This window comes from Caulobacter sp. GW821-FHT09B08 (assembly GCF_059418225.1).
This window is the reverse complement of the sequence record NZ_JBWKPL010000007.1, coordinates 255,090-269,956: the sequence shown is the minus strand read 5'-3', so window position 1 is coordinate 269,956 and position 14,867 is coordinate 255,090. Positions and strand designations below refer to the sequence as shown.

The window sequence follows — 14,867 nt, the reverse complement described above, 5'->3', positions numbered from 1 at the left end:
ATCCTTCCCATGACGTCGCAAGTTCGAGCTCCTCGCGCCCAGGCGGCGGCCACCCCAAAGGCGGCCAAGCCGGCGGGGCGCGGCCGGCCCTCCAAGGCCACGGGGCGGGACCTGAAGGAGACGATCCTCGACGCCGCCGAGGGCCTGTTCGCCCGTCACGGCTTCCATGGCGTCACCATCCGTCAGGTGGCCGCCGAGGCCGGCGTCGACACCGCCCTGATCCACTACTACTTCGGCGCCAAGCGCGAGCTGTTCGACTCGGTGTTCCTGCGCCGGGCCGAGATCCTCAACAAGGCGCGCGGCGTCTCGATGGACGCCTACGAGAAGAGCCACCCCGGGACCATGACGGTGGAGGGGGTGATCGAGGCCTTCATCGAGCCCCTGCTGCGCATCTCCCAGGACGGCGGCCAGGGCTGGAAGAGCTATTTCGCCCTGGTGGCCCAGGTGAACAACACCCCGGCCTGGGGCGGCGAGACCATGGCGCGGTTCTTCGACCCCGTCGTCCACCGCCTGGTCGAGACCCTGAAGGTGGTCCGTCCGGACGCGGAGTACCGCGACCTCTACTGGAGCTATCAGTTCCTGACCGGGTCGATGATGCTGGCCCTGTCGGAGACCGGCCGCATCGACTCCCTGTCGGAGGGACAGTGCCACTCGTCCGACCTGGCCGCGGTGCGCGCGCGCCTCTTCGCCTACTGCGCCGCCGGCTTCGAAGCTGTCATCGCCCGCGCCTCCAAGGGCTGATTTTCCCAGCTTGACCAAGGGCTTGCAAAACGTCCCGCCTTCATTTCATCAAGTGATGAAAAAAGGCTGGCGCAAAGCCCGGGACTGGGTAACAGTGACTGCCAATTCGCGGACCGATGAATTCGCGAAAGCCGGGTAAGGCCTCCGCCAATGGAGCCGTCCGGCAAGGGACGGAACCGAAAGGGGAGGGGAAACCCAATGAACAAGATGCTCAAGCTCGCCTTGCTGGCGGGCGCGGCCTGGTCCGCCGCCGCCACCACCGTGGTCGCCCAGGACGCGGCGCCCGCGTCGACGGTCGCGGAGCCGACGGTCGAGGAAGTGATCGTCACGGCCCGCCGCCGCGAAGAGACCCTCAAGGACGTGCCGGTGGCCGTCTCGGCCTTCACCGCCGAGACCCTGGAGCGCCAGGGCGCCAACGACATCACCACCCTGTCGCAGACGACGCCGAACATCACCGTTCAAACCGCGCGCGGCTCGAACTCGACCCTGATCTCCTACATCCGCGGCATCGGCCAGCAGGACCCGCTGTGGGGCTACGAACCGGGCGTCGGCCTCTATGTCGACGACGTCTATATCTACCGGCCGCAGGGCGCGGTGCTGGACGTGTTCGACGTCTCGCGGATCGAGGTGCTGCGCGGCCCGCAGGGCACGCTCTACGGCCGCAACACCATCGGCGGCGCCATCAAGTACGTGACCAACCGCCTGGGCGACGAGGCCGGCGGCAAGATCCGAGGCACCTACGGCAGCTTCAACCAGACCGACCTGCTGGTCGAGGGCCACACCCCGGTCGGCGGCGGCCTGTCGGTGGGCGGCGCCTACGCCCTCTACAAGCGCGACGGCTACGGTAAGAACCTGACCACGGGCGCGGAGACCTACAACAAGGACGTCGAGGCCTATCGCCTGAGCGCCGAGTACAAGCCCAACGACGCCTTCTTCTTCCGCCTGGCCTACGACCACGTGCAGGACGATTCCAACGCCCGCCACGGCCACCGCGAACTGCCGGCCCTGGTCGGCGGCTACCCGGTGCAGGGCAGCGTCTACGACACCCAGGCGGGCCTGGGCGACGACAACTCGGTGGAGACCGAGGGCCTGTCGCTGACCGGCGAGTATCACGCCAGCGACAGCCTGACCTTCAAGTCGATCACCGCCAGCCGCAAGGGCCACACCGACACCGTCATCGACTTCGACGGCACGCCCCTGCCCACCCTGGACGTGCCGGCCACCTATGACGACCGCTCGTTCTCGCAGGAACTGCAGGCGGTCTATTCGGACGAGACCATCCAGGGCGTGTTCGGCCTCTACTACATGAACAGCCAGGCCTCGGGCGAGTTCGACACCATCGCCGGCAACCTGGGCGTCTCGATCGCCGACGGCGGCAAGGTCAGCACCCAGAGCTTCGCGGCCTTCTTCGACGTCAGCGCCAACTTCACCGACCGCTTCAAGGTCTCGGTCGGCGCCCGCGCCACCCGCGACCACAAGCGCAGCAACACCTTCCGCTACTTCTATCTCGGCGCCACGCCCAGCCCGTTCCAGGGCGGCACGCCGCGTCCGATCCTGCAGGTGCGCACCGACTACAAGGCCGAGAAGACCTTCTCGGAATTCACCCCGCGCCTGTCGGCCTCGTACGAGCTGACCGACGACCTGAACACCTACGTCTCCTATTCGAAGGGGTACAAGTCCGGCGGCTGGGACATGCGCGGCGACGCCTTCCTGACGCCGCAGACCGTCAACGGCTACCAGCCCGAGACCGTCGACGCCTACGAGTGGGGCCTGAAGGGCAACCTGTTCGACCGCCGCGTCTCGTTCGCCTCGGACATCTTCCTGTCCAAGTACAAGGACCAGCAGGTGACCACCCAGGTGGTGGTGCCCTCGGGCATCGCCAGCTCGGTCGACAACGCCGGCTCGTCCACCCTGTACGGCGCCGAGTTCGAGGCCAAGGCCCGGTTCAGCGAGCACCTCTCGGGCACGGTGGCCGTCGGCTACATCCACGCCAAGTACGACACCTTCAGCCGGTTCGTGCCGGCGGGCGCGCCCAACCCGGTCAACCCGTCCCAGACGATCCCGGCCGGCGGCCAGATCGTCAACGTGGCCGACCTCTACGGCTTCCAGAACACGCCGGAATGGACGGGCAACGCCAGCCTGACCTGGCGCGGAAACGTGGCCGGCGGCGAGCTGCAGATCACCCCGATGGTCAGCTATCGCGACGATTACCAGCAGTTCGAGCAGCCCCTGCCGCTGCTGGACCAGAAGGCCTTCACCCTGGTGGACCTGACCGCCAGCTGGGCGCCGGAAAGCGGCCGCTACAAGATCTCGGTGGCCGGCAAGAACCTGACCGACGAGCGCTACCGCACCGGCGGCTACAACTTCGGCGTGGCCACCTACAACAACTCGGTGATCGGCTTCTACGGCCCGCCGCGCACCTACTCGGCCTCGCTCGAGGTCAAGTTCTAGACTTCCCCCACCTCAAACTGATCGGCGGCGGCTTGCGAAACGGGCCGCCGCCGTTTCTTTGTCCACCTCACGATTCACGGCGGGACCCCAGATGAGCGACCAAACCCAGGCCCCCGGCGCGCGCTATCGCTATGTCGTGCTGGCCATGCTGATCCTGGTCTACACGCTCAACTTCCTGGACCGGCAGATCCTGGGGATCCTGGCCAAGCCCATCAAGGAGGAGTTCCAGCTCACCGACGGCCAGTTCGGCCTGATGAGCGGCGCGGCCTTCGCCCTGCTCTACACCACCCTGGCTATTCCCATCGCGTGGCTCGCCGACCGCTTCAGCCGGGTGTGGATCATGACCACGGCGCTCACCCTGTGGAGCGGCTTCACCGCCCTGTGCGGCTTCGCCGGCGGGTTCGGAAGCCTGTTCCTGGCCCGCATGGGCGTGGGCGTGGGCGAGGCGGGCGGGGTGGCCCCGGCCTATTCGATGATCGCCGACTACTTCCCCAAGTCGCAGCGCGCCCGGGCCCTGGCGGCCTACGCCTTCGGCATCCCGCTGGGCACGGCGGCCGGCACCCTGGTGGGCGGCCTGCTGGCCGTGCACTTCGGCTGGCGCACGGCGTTCATCGCCGTGGGCGTGATCGGCGTGCTGCTGGCCCCGATCTTCCGCCTGATCGTCCGCGACCCGCGCCGGGGCGGGGCCGACATGGCGGCTGGCGACGTCACCACCGTCCAGGCCCCCGCCGCGCCACTGGGCGAAGTGGTCAAGGTGCTGGCGGCCAAGCCCAGTTTCTGGCTGCTGGCGTTCGGGGCGGCCTCGTCCTCGGTCTGCGGCTACGGCGTGGCCCTGTGGCTGCCGTCGTTCTTCATGCGCAGCCTGGGCCTCACCCTGGCGCAGACGGCCTGGTACTATTCGGGCATCGCCTTCTTCGGCGGCCTGGTCGGCATCTGGCTGGGCGGGGCGGTGGCCGACCGGCTGGGCGCCAAGTCCAAGGCCGGCTATCCGCTGACCCCGGCCGTGGCCTTCCTGATCTCGGTGCCGTGCTTCCTGCTGGCCATGAACAGCGGGGCCCTGGTCGGCAATCTCGGCGGGGGTGCGGCCCTGGCCCTGGCCTTCTTCATCTTCCTGATCCCCACGGGCCTGAACCTGGCGTGGCTGGGGCCGATCACTGCGGCCGTCCAGCACCTGGCGCCGGCGCCGATGCGGACCACGGCCTCGGCCCTGTTCCTGCTGATCAACAACCTCCTAGGGATCGCCGTCGGCACCTATTATTTCGGCCTGGTCTCCGACCTGCTGAAGCCGGCCTTCGGGGCGGAGTCGCTGCGCTGGTCGATCTATACCGGCATGGGCTTCTACCTGGTCGCGGCCCTGCTGTTCTTCCTGGCCTCGCGCCGCCTGGCCAAGGACTGGGTGGAGTAGGCCTGGGACGATTGACCGCACCGCCAAAACCGCCACCGTTCCGACACGTTCAGGTTACAAGAGCCCGCTGACTTACGCGGGACTATGACCATGGGCGACGAGCGGCATGTCTTCCACGACCCCACCGGGCGGCGGGACCGGAGGATGCGGCTGATCCTGGGGATCACCCTGTCGGCCCTGGCGGCCATCGTCGCGGCCTTCCTGGCCACTCTGGCCTTCGCCCCGCGCCTGCCGTCCCTGACCCTGCAGGACCCGCACGTGCTGTCGTCCCTGCACAAGGAGACGGCCCATCGCCTGAAGCCGGACCTCGCCTGGCGCAAGGTGCCACGGCCTACCGCCACGCGCGGGGCGGGCGAGGGCTCGGCCCAGTCGCGGCCGATCAGCGTCGGCTTCTATGTCAGCTGGGATGAGGACTCCCGTGAGTCCCTGCGCCGCAACATCGACAAGCTGGACGTGGTCTCCCCGCAGTGGGTGGCGCTGAAGGGGCCGGGCGGCGACATCGTGGTCGACGACGACCCGCAGGGCGTGGCGCGCATCGCCGCCGCGCCCAACCATCCGGCCGTCCTGCCCCTGGTCCACAACTCGGCCAACGCCGCCTTCAACGGCCCGATGGCCGACGCCCTGCTGGCCGATCCCAAGGCGCGCGCCAGGCTGGTGGCGGGCCTGGTCGACCTGGCCTCGCGGCGCGGCTACGGCGGCTATGTGTTCGACCTGGAGAACCTGTCGCCCAAGGGGCTGGCGAACTATCCCAAGCTCCTGACCGAGGCCCGGGCGGCGCTGAAGCCCCAGGGGCGCGAGGTCTGGGTCACCGCCCCCTTCGACGGGCAGGGTTGGCCGCTGAAGGCGCTGCAGGACGCGTCCGACAGCCTGGTGCTGATGGCCTACGACCAGCACTACGCCGGGGGCGATCCCGGGCCCAACGCGGGCCAGGACTGGTACGAGGCCGAGCTGGACAAGCGGTTCGCCAAGCTGGACCCGGCCCGCACGATCATGGCTTTGGGCGCCTACGGCTACGACTGGACGCTGAAGAAGGACGGCGCGCCCGCGTCGGGCGCGCCCGCCACCTTCCACGAGGCCGTGCGCAACGCCCAGGACGCCGGGGCGACCATCGACATGGACGACGACGCCCTGAACCCGACCTACGGCTATCAGGACGACAACGGCGACGACCACGTGGTCTGGTTCCTGGACGCCACGACCCTGTTCAACGAGGTCAAGGTCACCGACGCCTGGAAGCCGCGCGGCTATGGCCTGTGGCGGATGGGCATGGAGGACCCGGGCGTCTGGAGCGTGCTGGGCAAGCCCTACGGCCAGGTCTCGGCCGCGGGCCTGACCCGCATCCCCGCCGGCCAGAGCGTCGACTTCGACGGCGGCGGCGAGGTGCTGCGGGTGACCAACATGCCCACGCCCGGCAAGCGCTCGCTGGAGTTCGATCCCGACACCGGCCTGATCTCGGACCAGACCTACGATGTCCTGCCCAGCTCCTACGTGATCCAGCGCTACGGCCAGAAGCCGGGCCTGGTGGCCCTGACCTTCGACGACGGCCCCGACGCGCGCTGGACGCCCAAGATCCTCGACATCCTCAAGAAGAAGAACGCCCCGGCCACCTTCTTCGTGATCGGCGAGAACATGCAGACCCGGCCGGACCTGGTGAAGCGCGAGGTCGCCGAGGGCCACGAGGTGGGCGGCCACACCTGGACCCATCCCAATATCGGCGAGACGCCCATCGCCCAGACCGACGTCGAGCTGAACGCCACCCAGCGCCTGTTCGAGGTGATCACCGGCCGCTCGATGCGGCTGTTCCGTCCGCCGTTCTTCGGCGACGCCGAGCCCTCGACCCCGCACGAAGTCGCTCCCCTCGTGATCGCCCAGGAGCTGGGCTACCTGATCGTGGGCCTGCGGATCGACACCGACGACTGGCAGAAGCCGCCGCCCCAGACGATCATCGACCGCACCCTGGATCGCCTGGACCATCCGGGCGACCGGCCGGGCCAGGTGGTGTTGCTGCACGACGCCGGCGGCGACCGCTCGCGCACGGTCGAGGCCCTGCCGGGCCTGATCGACGCCATCCGGGCGCGCGGCTATCGGCTGGTGACCGTGGGCGAGCTGGCGGGCATGACCCCGGCCCAGGCCATGCCGGTCAGCGACCGCGATCCCCTGGCCCTGGCGCTGGACCGGGTGGGCTTCGGCCTCTTCCGGGGGCTGAAGGCCCTGCTGACGGGGCTGTTCGTCGCCGCCATCGCGCTCGGCCTGGCGCGGCTGGTGTTCCTGGCGGGCCTGGCCCTGGTCCACCGCTGGACCCACCAGAGCCCGCAGAACCTCGATCCCGAGACCGGCCCTTTGGTCAGTGTGCTGATCCCCTGCTTCAACGAGGAGAAGGTGATCGCCGCCTCGGTGACCCGCATCCTGGAATCGGAGTGGAAGAACCTGGAGGTGCTGGTCCTGGACGACGGCTCCAAGGACGGCACGGCCCAGGCGGTGCGCGACGCCCACGGCGACGATCCGCGCGTCACCCTGCTGAGCTTCGAGAACGGCGGCAAGGCGCGGGCGGTCAATCGGGGTCTCGCCGTGGCCAAGGGCGAATACGTCGTGGCGCTGGACGCCGACACCCTGTTTCCGCCCAAGACCATCGGGCGCCTCGTGCGCTGGTTCCAGGACCCGAAGATCGGGGCGGTGGCCGGCAACGCCATCGTCGGCAACCGGGTCAACATGGTCACCCGCTGGCAGGCGCTGGAATATGTCACCGCCCAGAACCTGGAGCGCCGCGCCCTGGCGACCCTCGGCGCGGTGACCGTTGTGCCCGGCGCCGTCGGCGCCTGGCGCAAGAGCGTGCTGGACGACCTGGGCGGCTATCCTTCCGACACCCTGGCCGAGGACCAGGACCTGACCATCGCCTGCCAGCGGGCGGGCTGGAAGGTGGCCTTCGACCCCGCCGCCCAGGCCTTCACCGAGGCGCCCGACACCGTCGGCGGCCTGCTCAAGCAGCGCTTCCGCTGGTCGTTCGGCACGCTGCAGTGCGTGTGGAAGCACCGGAAGGCGATGTTCAACGCCCGCACGCCCGCGCTCGGCTTCGTGGCCCTGCCGCAGATCTGGCTGTTCCAGATCCTGCTGGCCGTGGCCGCGCCCCTGGTCGACCTGGCGGTGGTCTGGAGCCTGGTCTCGGGCCTCTACGGCGCCATCGCCCACCCGGTGGAGTGGTCGCCCGACGACACCATCCGGGGCCTGCTCTACTGGGCGGTGTTCATCCTGGTGGACCTGTCGGCCGGCGCCCTGGGCATGGCCCTGGAGAAGCGCGCGCCGTGGGCCGACCTGCCCTATCTGCCGGTCCAGCGCTTCGGCTACCGCCAGCTGATGTACTATGTGGTGGTCAAGTCGGTGCTGACCGCCGCGCGGGGCGGCCGGGTGGGCTGGGGCAAGCTGGAGCGGCGGGCCACGGCCACGGTCAAGAACAGCGGCTAGGGCCTCCGCGCCTTCGCACCCGCGAAGGCGGCGCTCTGATCGCGAGGGCGATCCCCGCGCCGCCGACGGGCGAATGGACGAACCGACCCCGGTCGCCGTCCTGGCCAGGCTTACGTTCCGGCAAGCCGCCGGTATGCGAAAAGTCCAACCCGGTGCGGGCTTGCGCGAACCCGGCCCACTTTTTCACGCCAGCCGATGAATCGGCCCAAGCGCGGTTGCGCCTGCGAAATCACGCTCCTATAAACCGGCCACAATTTCAGAAGCCGTCGTCGAGACCGGTCCCTCATGAACATCCACGAACACCAAGCCAAAGCCGTCCTCGCGGAGTTCGGCGCTCCTGTGCCACGCGGCTATCCCGCCTTCACCGTCGAGGAGGCCGTCGCCGCCGCTGAAAAGCTGGGCGGCCCGGTGTTCGTCGTGAAGTCCCAGATCCACGCCGGCGGGCGCGGCAAGGGCAAGTTCGAGGGCCTGGGCCCCGACGCCAAGGGCGGCGTCCGCGTCGTCAAGTCGGTGGAAGAGGTCAAAACCAACGCCGCCGAGATGCTCGGCCGCGTGCTGGTGACCCACCAGACCGGTCCCAAGGGCAAGCAGGTCAACCGCCTCTACATCGAGGAAGGCGCGGCCATCGCCAAGGAATTCTACCTGTCGCTGCTGGTCGACCGCGAGACCTCGATGGTTTCGGTGGTCGCCTCGACCGAAGGCGGCATGGACATCGAGGACGTGGCCCACGCCACTCCCGAAAAGATCCATAGCTTCTCGATCGACCCGGCGACCGGCGTGTGGCCCACCCACACCCGCGCCCTGGCTAAGGCTCTCGGCCTGACCGGCGGTCTCGCCAAGGAAGCCGCGACGCTGCTCGGTCAGCTCTATACGGCGTTCCTGGCCAAGGACATGGCCATGCTGGAGATCAACCCGCTGATCGTCACCGCCGACGACCACCTGCGGGTCCTGGACGCCAAGCTGTCGTTCGACGGCAACTCGCTGTTCCGTCACCCGGACATCCGCGAACTGCGCGACGAGACCGAGGAAGACCCCAAGGAAATCGAAGCGTCGAAGTACGACCTGGCCTACATCGCCCTGGACGGCGAAATCGGCTGCATGGTCAACGGCGCCGGCCTGGCCATGGCCACCATGGACATCATCAAGCTGTACGGCGCCGAGCCGGCCAACTTCCTGGACGTCGGCGGCGGCGCTTCGAAGGAGAAGGTCACCGCGGCCTTCAAGATCATCACCGCCGACCCGGCCGTCAAAGGCATCCTGGTCAACATCTTCGGCGGCATCATGCGCTGCGACATCATCGCGGAAGGCGTCATCGCCGCCGTGAAGGAAGTGGGCCTGAAGGTTCCGCTGGTCGTGCGCCTGGAAGGCACCAACGTCGAGCTCGGCAAGAAAATCATTTCGGAAAGCGGCCTGAACGTCATCGCCGCCAACGACCTGTCGGACGGGGCCGAGAAGATCGTCGCCGCTGTCAAAGGGGCTGCGTAACTCTCATGTCCATCCTCATCGGATCTGAAACCAAGGTCATCACCCAGGGCTTCACCGGCGCCCAGGGCACGTTCCACTCCGAGCAAGCCATCGCCTACGGCACCAAGCTGGTCGGCGGCGTGACCCCGGGCAAGGGCGGCCAGACCCACATCGGCCTGCCGGTGTTCGACACGGTCGGCGAAGCCAAGGAAGCCACCGGCGCCGACGCCACCGCGATCTACGTTCCGCCGCCCTTCGCGGCCGACTCGATCCTGGAAGCCATCGACGCGGAAATCCCGCTGATCATCTGCATCACCGAAGGCATTCCGGTGCTGGACATGGTGCGCGTGAAGAAGGCCCTGCAAGGGTCGAAGTCGCGCCTGATCGGCCCGAACTGCCCCGGCGTCCTGACCCCGAACCAGTGCAAGATCGGCATCATGCCTGGTTCGATCTTCTCGAACGGCTCGGTCGGCGTCGTCTCGCGCTCGGGCACCCTGACCTACGAAGCCGTGTTCCAGACCACCAACGCCGGTCTCGGCCAGACCACGGCCGTCGGCATCGGCGGCGACCCGGTCAAGGGCACCGAGTTCATCGACATCCTGGAGCTGTTCCTGGCCGACGAAGCCACCAAGTCGATCGTCATGATCGGCGAGATCGGCGGCTCGGCCGAAGAGGACGCCGCCCAGTTCCTGGCCGACGAAGCCAAGCGCGGCCGCAAGAAGCCCATGGTCGGCTTCATCGCCGGCCGCACGGCGCCTCCCGGCCGCCACATGGGCCACGCCGGCGCGATCATCTCGGGCGGCAAGGGCGGCGCCGAGGACAAAATCGCGGCGATGGAAGCCGCGGGCATCCGCGTCTCGCCGTCGCCGGCCAAGCTGGGCGAGACCCTGCTGGACGTGCTCAAGGGCTAAGACGACACCGAAACCCCGCCCCGGCGGGGCCCAGGTTTTTCCGACCGCCTGTCGACGATCCGAAAAAATCACCTGGGCCCCGTTGTTATGCGGGCGCCCGGGGATTGAGAGACTATATTTACGCTGGCCCGGTAAGCGGTGGCGTAAAAGGATCGTAAGGCGAAGACGATGGCGGACGACGCAGGCATCATCAATCAGGTCTTGACCGAGACCTCGTTCCTCTACGGAGCCAATGCGGCCTTCGTCGAGGACCTCTACGCCCGCTGGGCGGAGAACCCCGCCTCGGTCGAGCCCTCGTGGGCCGCCTTCTTCGCCACGCTTTCCGACCAGGCCGACCAGGTCAAGGCCGCCGCCAAGGACCCGGCGTGGACGCCGCGCCCGACTCCGGCCCTGCGCCCCGACTGGCTTTCGGCCCTGGACGGCCAGTGGCCGTCGGTGGCTCCCGCCGTCGAGGCCAAGGTCAGCAAGGCCATCGAGGCCAAGGCCCCCGGTTCCTCCGCCGAAGCCGTCCGCGCCGCCACGCTGGACAGCCTGCGCGCCATCATGATGATCCGGGCCTACCGGATGCGCGGCCACCTGGCCGCCAACCTCGACCCGCTGGGCCTGGAGCCCAAGCCCGCCGCCCCCGAGCTGGACCCGGCCACCTACGGCTTCGCCGAGGCCGACTACGACCGCCCGATCTTCCTGGACTTCGTGCTGGGCCTGGAGACCTCGACGATCCGCGAGATCCTGTCGATCCTGCGCCGCACCTACTGCGACAACGTCGGCGTGCAGTACATGCACATCTCCGATCCCAACGAGAAGGCCTGGCTGCAGGAGCGCATCGAGGGCCGCGACAAGGAGATCGTGTTCTCCAAGGAGGGCAAGGTCGCCATCCTGAAGAAGCTGATCGAGACCGAGGGTTTCGAACGCTTCCTGCACAAGCGCTTCCCCGGCACCAAGCGGTTCGGCATCGACGGCGGCGAGGCCATGGTCCCGGCGCTGGAGCAGATCATCAAGCGCGGCGGTTCGCTGGGCGTGAAGGACATCGTCCTGGGCATGCCGCACCGCGGCCGCCTGAACGTGCTGGCCGCCGTGATGGGCAAGCCCTACCACGTGATCTTCCACGAATTCCAAGGCGGCTCGAGCCTGCCCTCGGACGTCGAGGGTTCGGGCGACGTGAAGTACCACATGGGCGCCTCGTCGGACCGCGAGTTCGACGACAACAAGGTCCACCTGTCGCTGACCGCCAACCCCTCGCACCTGGAAATCGTCAATCCGGTGGTGATCGGCAAGGCCCGCGCCAAGCAGGCCTTCACCCTGCGCGAACAGCCCGACGCCGGTCGCGGCCATGTGCTGCCGCTGCTGCTGCACGGCGACGCGGCCTTCGCCGGCCAGGGCGTGGTGGCCGAGTGCTTCACCCTGTCGGGCCTGAAGGGCTACCGCACGGGCGGCACCATCCACTTCATCGTCAACAACCAGATCGGCTTCACCACCAGCCCGCGCTATTCGCGCAGCTCGCCCTATCCGTCGGATGTGGCGCTGATGGTCGAGGCCCCGATCTTCCACGTCAACGGCGACGACCCCGAGGCCGTGGTCTACGCGGCCAAGGTCGCCACCGAGTATCGCCAGATGTTCGGCAAGGACGTCGTGGTCGACATGTTCTGCTATCGCCGGTTCGGTCACAACGAAGGTGACGACCCGACGATGACCTCGCCCTTGATGTACGCCAAGATCAAGGACCACATCTCGACCCGCGAGATCTACAGCCGCCGGCTGATCGCCGAGGGCGTGGCCACCCAGGCCGAGGTCGACGGCTGGCTCGGCGAGTTCGAGACCTTCCTCGATCAGGAATTCGACGCCGGCAAGAGCTACAAGGCCAACAAGGCCGACTGGCTGGACGGCAAGTGGAAGGGCCTGGCCCTGCCCGGCGACGAAGAGCGCAAGGGCCAGACGGGCGTGGCCAAGACCCGCCTGCTGGAGCTGGGCCGCCAGATCACCACGATCCCGGACCGCATCGACGCCCACAAGACCGTCCGCCGCACGATCGAGAACCGCCGCGACGCCATCGAGAAGGGCGAGGGCCTGGACTGGGGCACCGCCGAGCACCTGGCCTTCGCCACCCTGCTGGACGAGGGCTTCCCGGTGCGCCTGTCGGGTCAGGACTCGGTGCGCGGCACCTTCACCCAGCGCCACTCCGACGTCATCGACCAGAAGACGGAAGAGCACTACACCCCGCTGAACAACCTGCGCGCCGGCCAGGCCCACTACGAGGTGATCGACTCGGCCCTGTCGGAAGAGGCGGTGCTGGGCTTCGAATACGGCTTCTCGCTGGCCGACCCGAACACCCTGACCCTGTGGGAAGGCCAGTTCGGCGACTTCGTGAACGGCGCCCAGGTGGTGATCGACCAGTTCATCAGCTCGGGCGAGCGCAAGTGGCTGCGGATGAGCGGCCTGACCATGCTGCTGCCGCACGGCTACGAGGGCCAGGGCCCCGAGCACAGCTCGGCGCGCCTGGAGCGCTTCCTGCAGTCGTGCGCGGAAGACAACATGCAGGTGGTCAACTGCACCACCCCGGCCAACTACTTCCACGCCCTGCGTCGCCAGATGCACCGCGAGTTCCGCAAGCCCTTGATCGTCATGACGCCCAAGAGCCTGCTGCGCCACAAGAAGGCGGTGTCCAACCTGGCCGACCTGGCCGAGGGCTCCAGCTTCCACCGCGTGATGGTGGACGGCGCCGAGGCCGGCTGCGACGTCGGCGGCGTCACCCTGAAGCCGGACGATCAGATCACCCGCGTCATCGCCTGCTCGGGCAAGGTCTATTTCGACCTGGTCGACGCCCGGGCCAAGGCCGGCCGCGACGACGTCTACATCGTGCGCCTGGAGCAGTTCTATCCGTGGCCGCTGAAGTCGGTGCTTTCCGTGCTCGGAAGGTTCAAGAACGCCGAGCTGGTCTGGTGTCAGGAAGAACCCAAGAACATGGGCGGCTGGACCTTCGTCGATCCGTGGATCGAGCTGAGCCTGGCCAAGCTGGACGTCAAGGCCAAGCGCGCGCGCTATGTGGGCCGTCCCGCCTCGGCCTCTACGGCCGCCGGCATGATGAGCCGCCACCTGAAAGAACTCGAGACCTTCCTGAACGAAGCCTTCGCCTGATCGCTTCGTTCGCTTAACTGAACACCCGTCCCGGACCCAAACGAGAGACATCGGAACCCCCATGGCCGACATCATGACCCCCGCCCTCGGCGAATCCGTCACCGAAGCGACGGTGGCGCGCTGGACCAAGAAGGCCGGTGAGGCGGTGAAGAAGGACGAGATCCTCGTCGAACTGGAAACCGACAAGGTCAGCCTGGAAGTGGCTTCGCCCGCCGACGGCGTGCTGGCCTCGATCGGCGCCGAGGAAGGCGCGACCGTGGTGCCGGGCACCGTGCTCGGCGTGGTGACCGAAGGCGGCGCGGCGACCGCCGCTCCGGCCGCTCCGGCACCCAAGGCCGCCGCCGCGCCCGCTCCGGCTCCTGCCGCTGCTCCGGCTCCCGCTCCCGCCGCGGCTCCGGCTCCGGCCGCCGCCGCCCCGGTCAGCCCGGCTCCGGCCCGCATCGCCGCCGAGACCGGCCTGGACCTCTCCAAGGTCGCCGGCACCGGCAAGGACGGCCGCGTGACCAAGGGCGACGCCCTGGCCGCCCTGGAAGCCCGCGCCAATGCTCCGGCTCCGGCCGCCGCTCCCGCCGCGCCGCGCGCCCTGCACGAACGCGAGGAGCGGGTGAAGATGACGCGTCTGCGTCAGACCATCGCCCGCCGCCTGAAGGAAGCCCAGAACAACGCCGCCATGCTGACGACCTTCAACGAGGTCGACATGACGGCGGTCATGGCCCTGCGCAATTCGTACAAGGACGTGTTCGAGAAGAAGCACGGCGTAAAGCTGGGCTTCATGTCGTTCTTCACCAAGGCGGTCGTGGCCGCCCTGAAGGCCGTGCCGGACGTCAACGCCGAGATCGACGGGACCGACATCGTCTACAAGAACCACTACGACATCGGCGTGGCCGTCGGCACCGACAAGGGCCTGGTCGTTCCGGTCGTGCGTGACGCCGACGCCCTCAGCCTGGCCGAGATCGAAAAGGCCATCGGCGGCCTGGGCAAGCGCGCCCGCGATGGCCAGCTGGCCATCGAGGACATGCAGGGCGGCACCTTCACCATCACCAACGGCGGCATCTACGGCTCGCTGATGTCGACCCCGATCCTCAACGCGCCGCAGTCGGGCATCCTGGGCATGCACGCGATCAAGGAGCGGGCCATGGTGGTCGGCGGCAAGATCGAGATCCGCCCGATGATGTACCTGGCCCTCAGCTACGACCACCGCGTGGTCGACGGCCAGGGCGCGGTGACCTTCCTGGTGAAGGTCAAGGAAGCCCTGGAAGACCCGCAGCGCCTGCTGCTGGAGCTCTAAGCATTGAACCAAGGCC

The 14,867-nt window shown here is 68.4% G+C and carries 8 protein-coding genes; all 8 read left to right on the top strand.

Features of this window, described 5'->3' with window-relative positions:
• The first annotated feature begins 9 nt into the window (after window positions 1-9).
• The 8 genes from AC07OA_RS19990 (at window position 10) to odhB (ending at window position 14,851) form a co-directional block, all read left to right on the top strand.
• A complete protein-coding gene (locus tag AC07OA_RS19990; protein WP_494665568.1) occupies window positions 10-741 on the top strand; it encodes a TetR family transcriptional regulator in 732 nt (243 codons plus the stop codon).
• A 198-nt stretch (window positions 742-939) separates the two neighbouring features.
• Window positions 940-3,192: a TonB-dependent receptor gene (locus tag AC07OA_RS19985; RefSeq protein ID WP_494665567.1), complete on the top strand. Its 2,253-nt coding sequence runs from the start codon at window positions 940-942 to the stop codon at window positions 3,190-3,192.
• 91 nt (window positions 3,193-3,283) lie between these two features.
• Window positions 3,284-4,597, top strand: coding sequence for a spinster family MFS transporter (locus AC07OA_RS19980; protein ID WP_494665566.1), 1,314 nt, complete (start codon window positions 3,284-3,286; stop codon window positions 4,595-4,597).
• Between the two features lie 144 nt (window positions 4,598-4,741).
• Window positions 4,742-8,056, top strand: coding sequence for a glycosyltransferase (locus AC07OA_RS19975; RefSeq protein WP_494665565.1), 3,315 nt, complete (start codon window positions 4,742-4,744; stop codon window positions 8,054-8,056).
• Window positions 8,057-8,341: 285 nt separating this feature from the next.
• Window positions 8,342-9,541, top strand: a complete 1,200-nt coding sequence (sucC, locus tag AC07OA_RS19970) for an ADP-forming succinate--CoA ligase subunit beta (RefSeq protein WP_494665564.1) — start codon at window positions 8,342-8,344, stop codon at window positions 9,539-9,541.
• 5 nt (window positions 9,542-9,546) lie between these two features.
• Window positions 9,547-10,431, top strand: coding sequence for a succinate--CoA ligase subunit alpha (gene sucD, locus AC07OA_RS19965; protein WP_494665563.1), 885 nt, complete (start codon window positions 9,547-9,549; stop codon window positions 10,429-10,431).
• A 168-nt stretch (window positions 10,432-10,599) separates the two neighbouring features.
• On the top strand, window positions 10,600-13,563 hold the full coding sequence (locus AC07OA_RS19960; protein ID WP_494665562.1) for a 2-oxoglutarate dehydrogenase E1 component: 2,964 nt from the start codon (window positions 10,600-10,602) through the stop codon (window positions 13,561-13,563).
• A 61-nt stretch (window positions 13,564-13,624) separates the two neighbouring features.
• Complete coding sequence (gene odhB, locus AC07OA_RS19955; RefSeq protein ID WP_494665561.1) at window positions 13,625-14,851, top strand: 2-oxoglutarate dehydrogenase complex dihydrolipoyllysine-residue succinyltransferase; 1,227 nt, start codon at window positions 13,625-13,627, stop codon at window positions 14,849-14,851.
• Window positions 14,852-14,867: the final 16 nt, after the last annotated feature.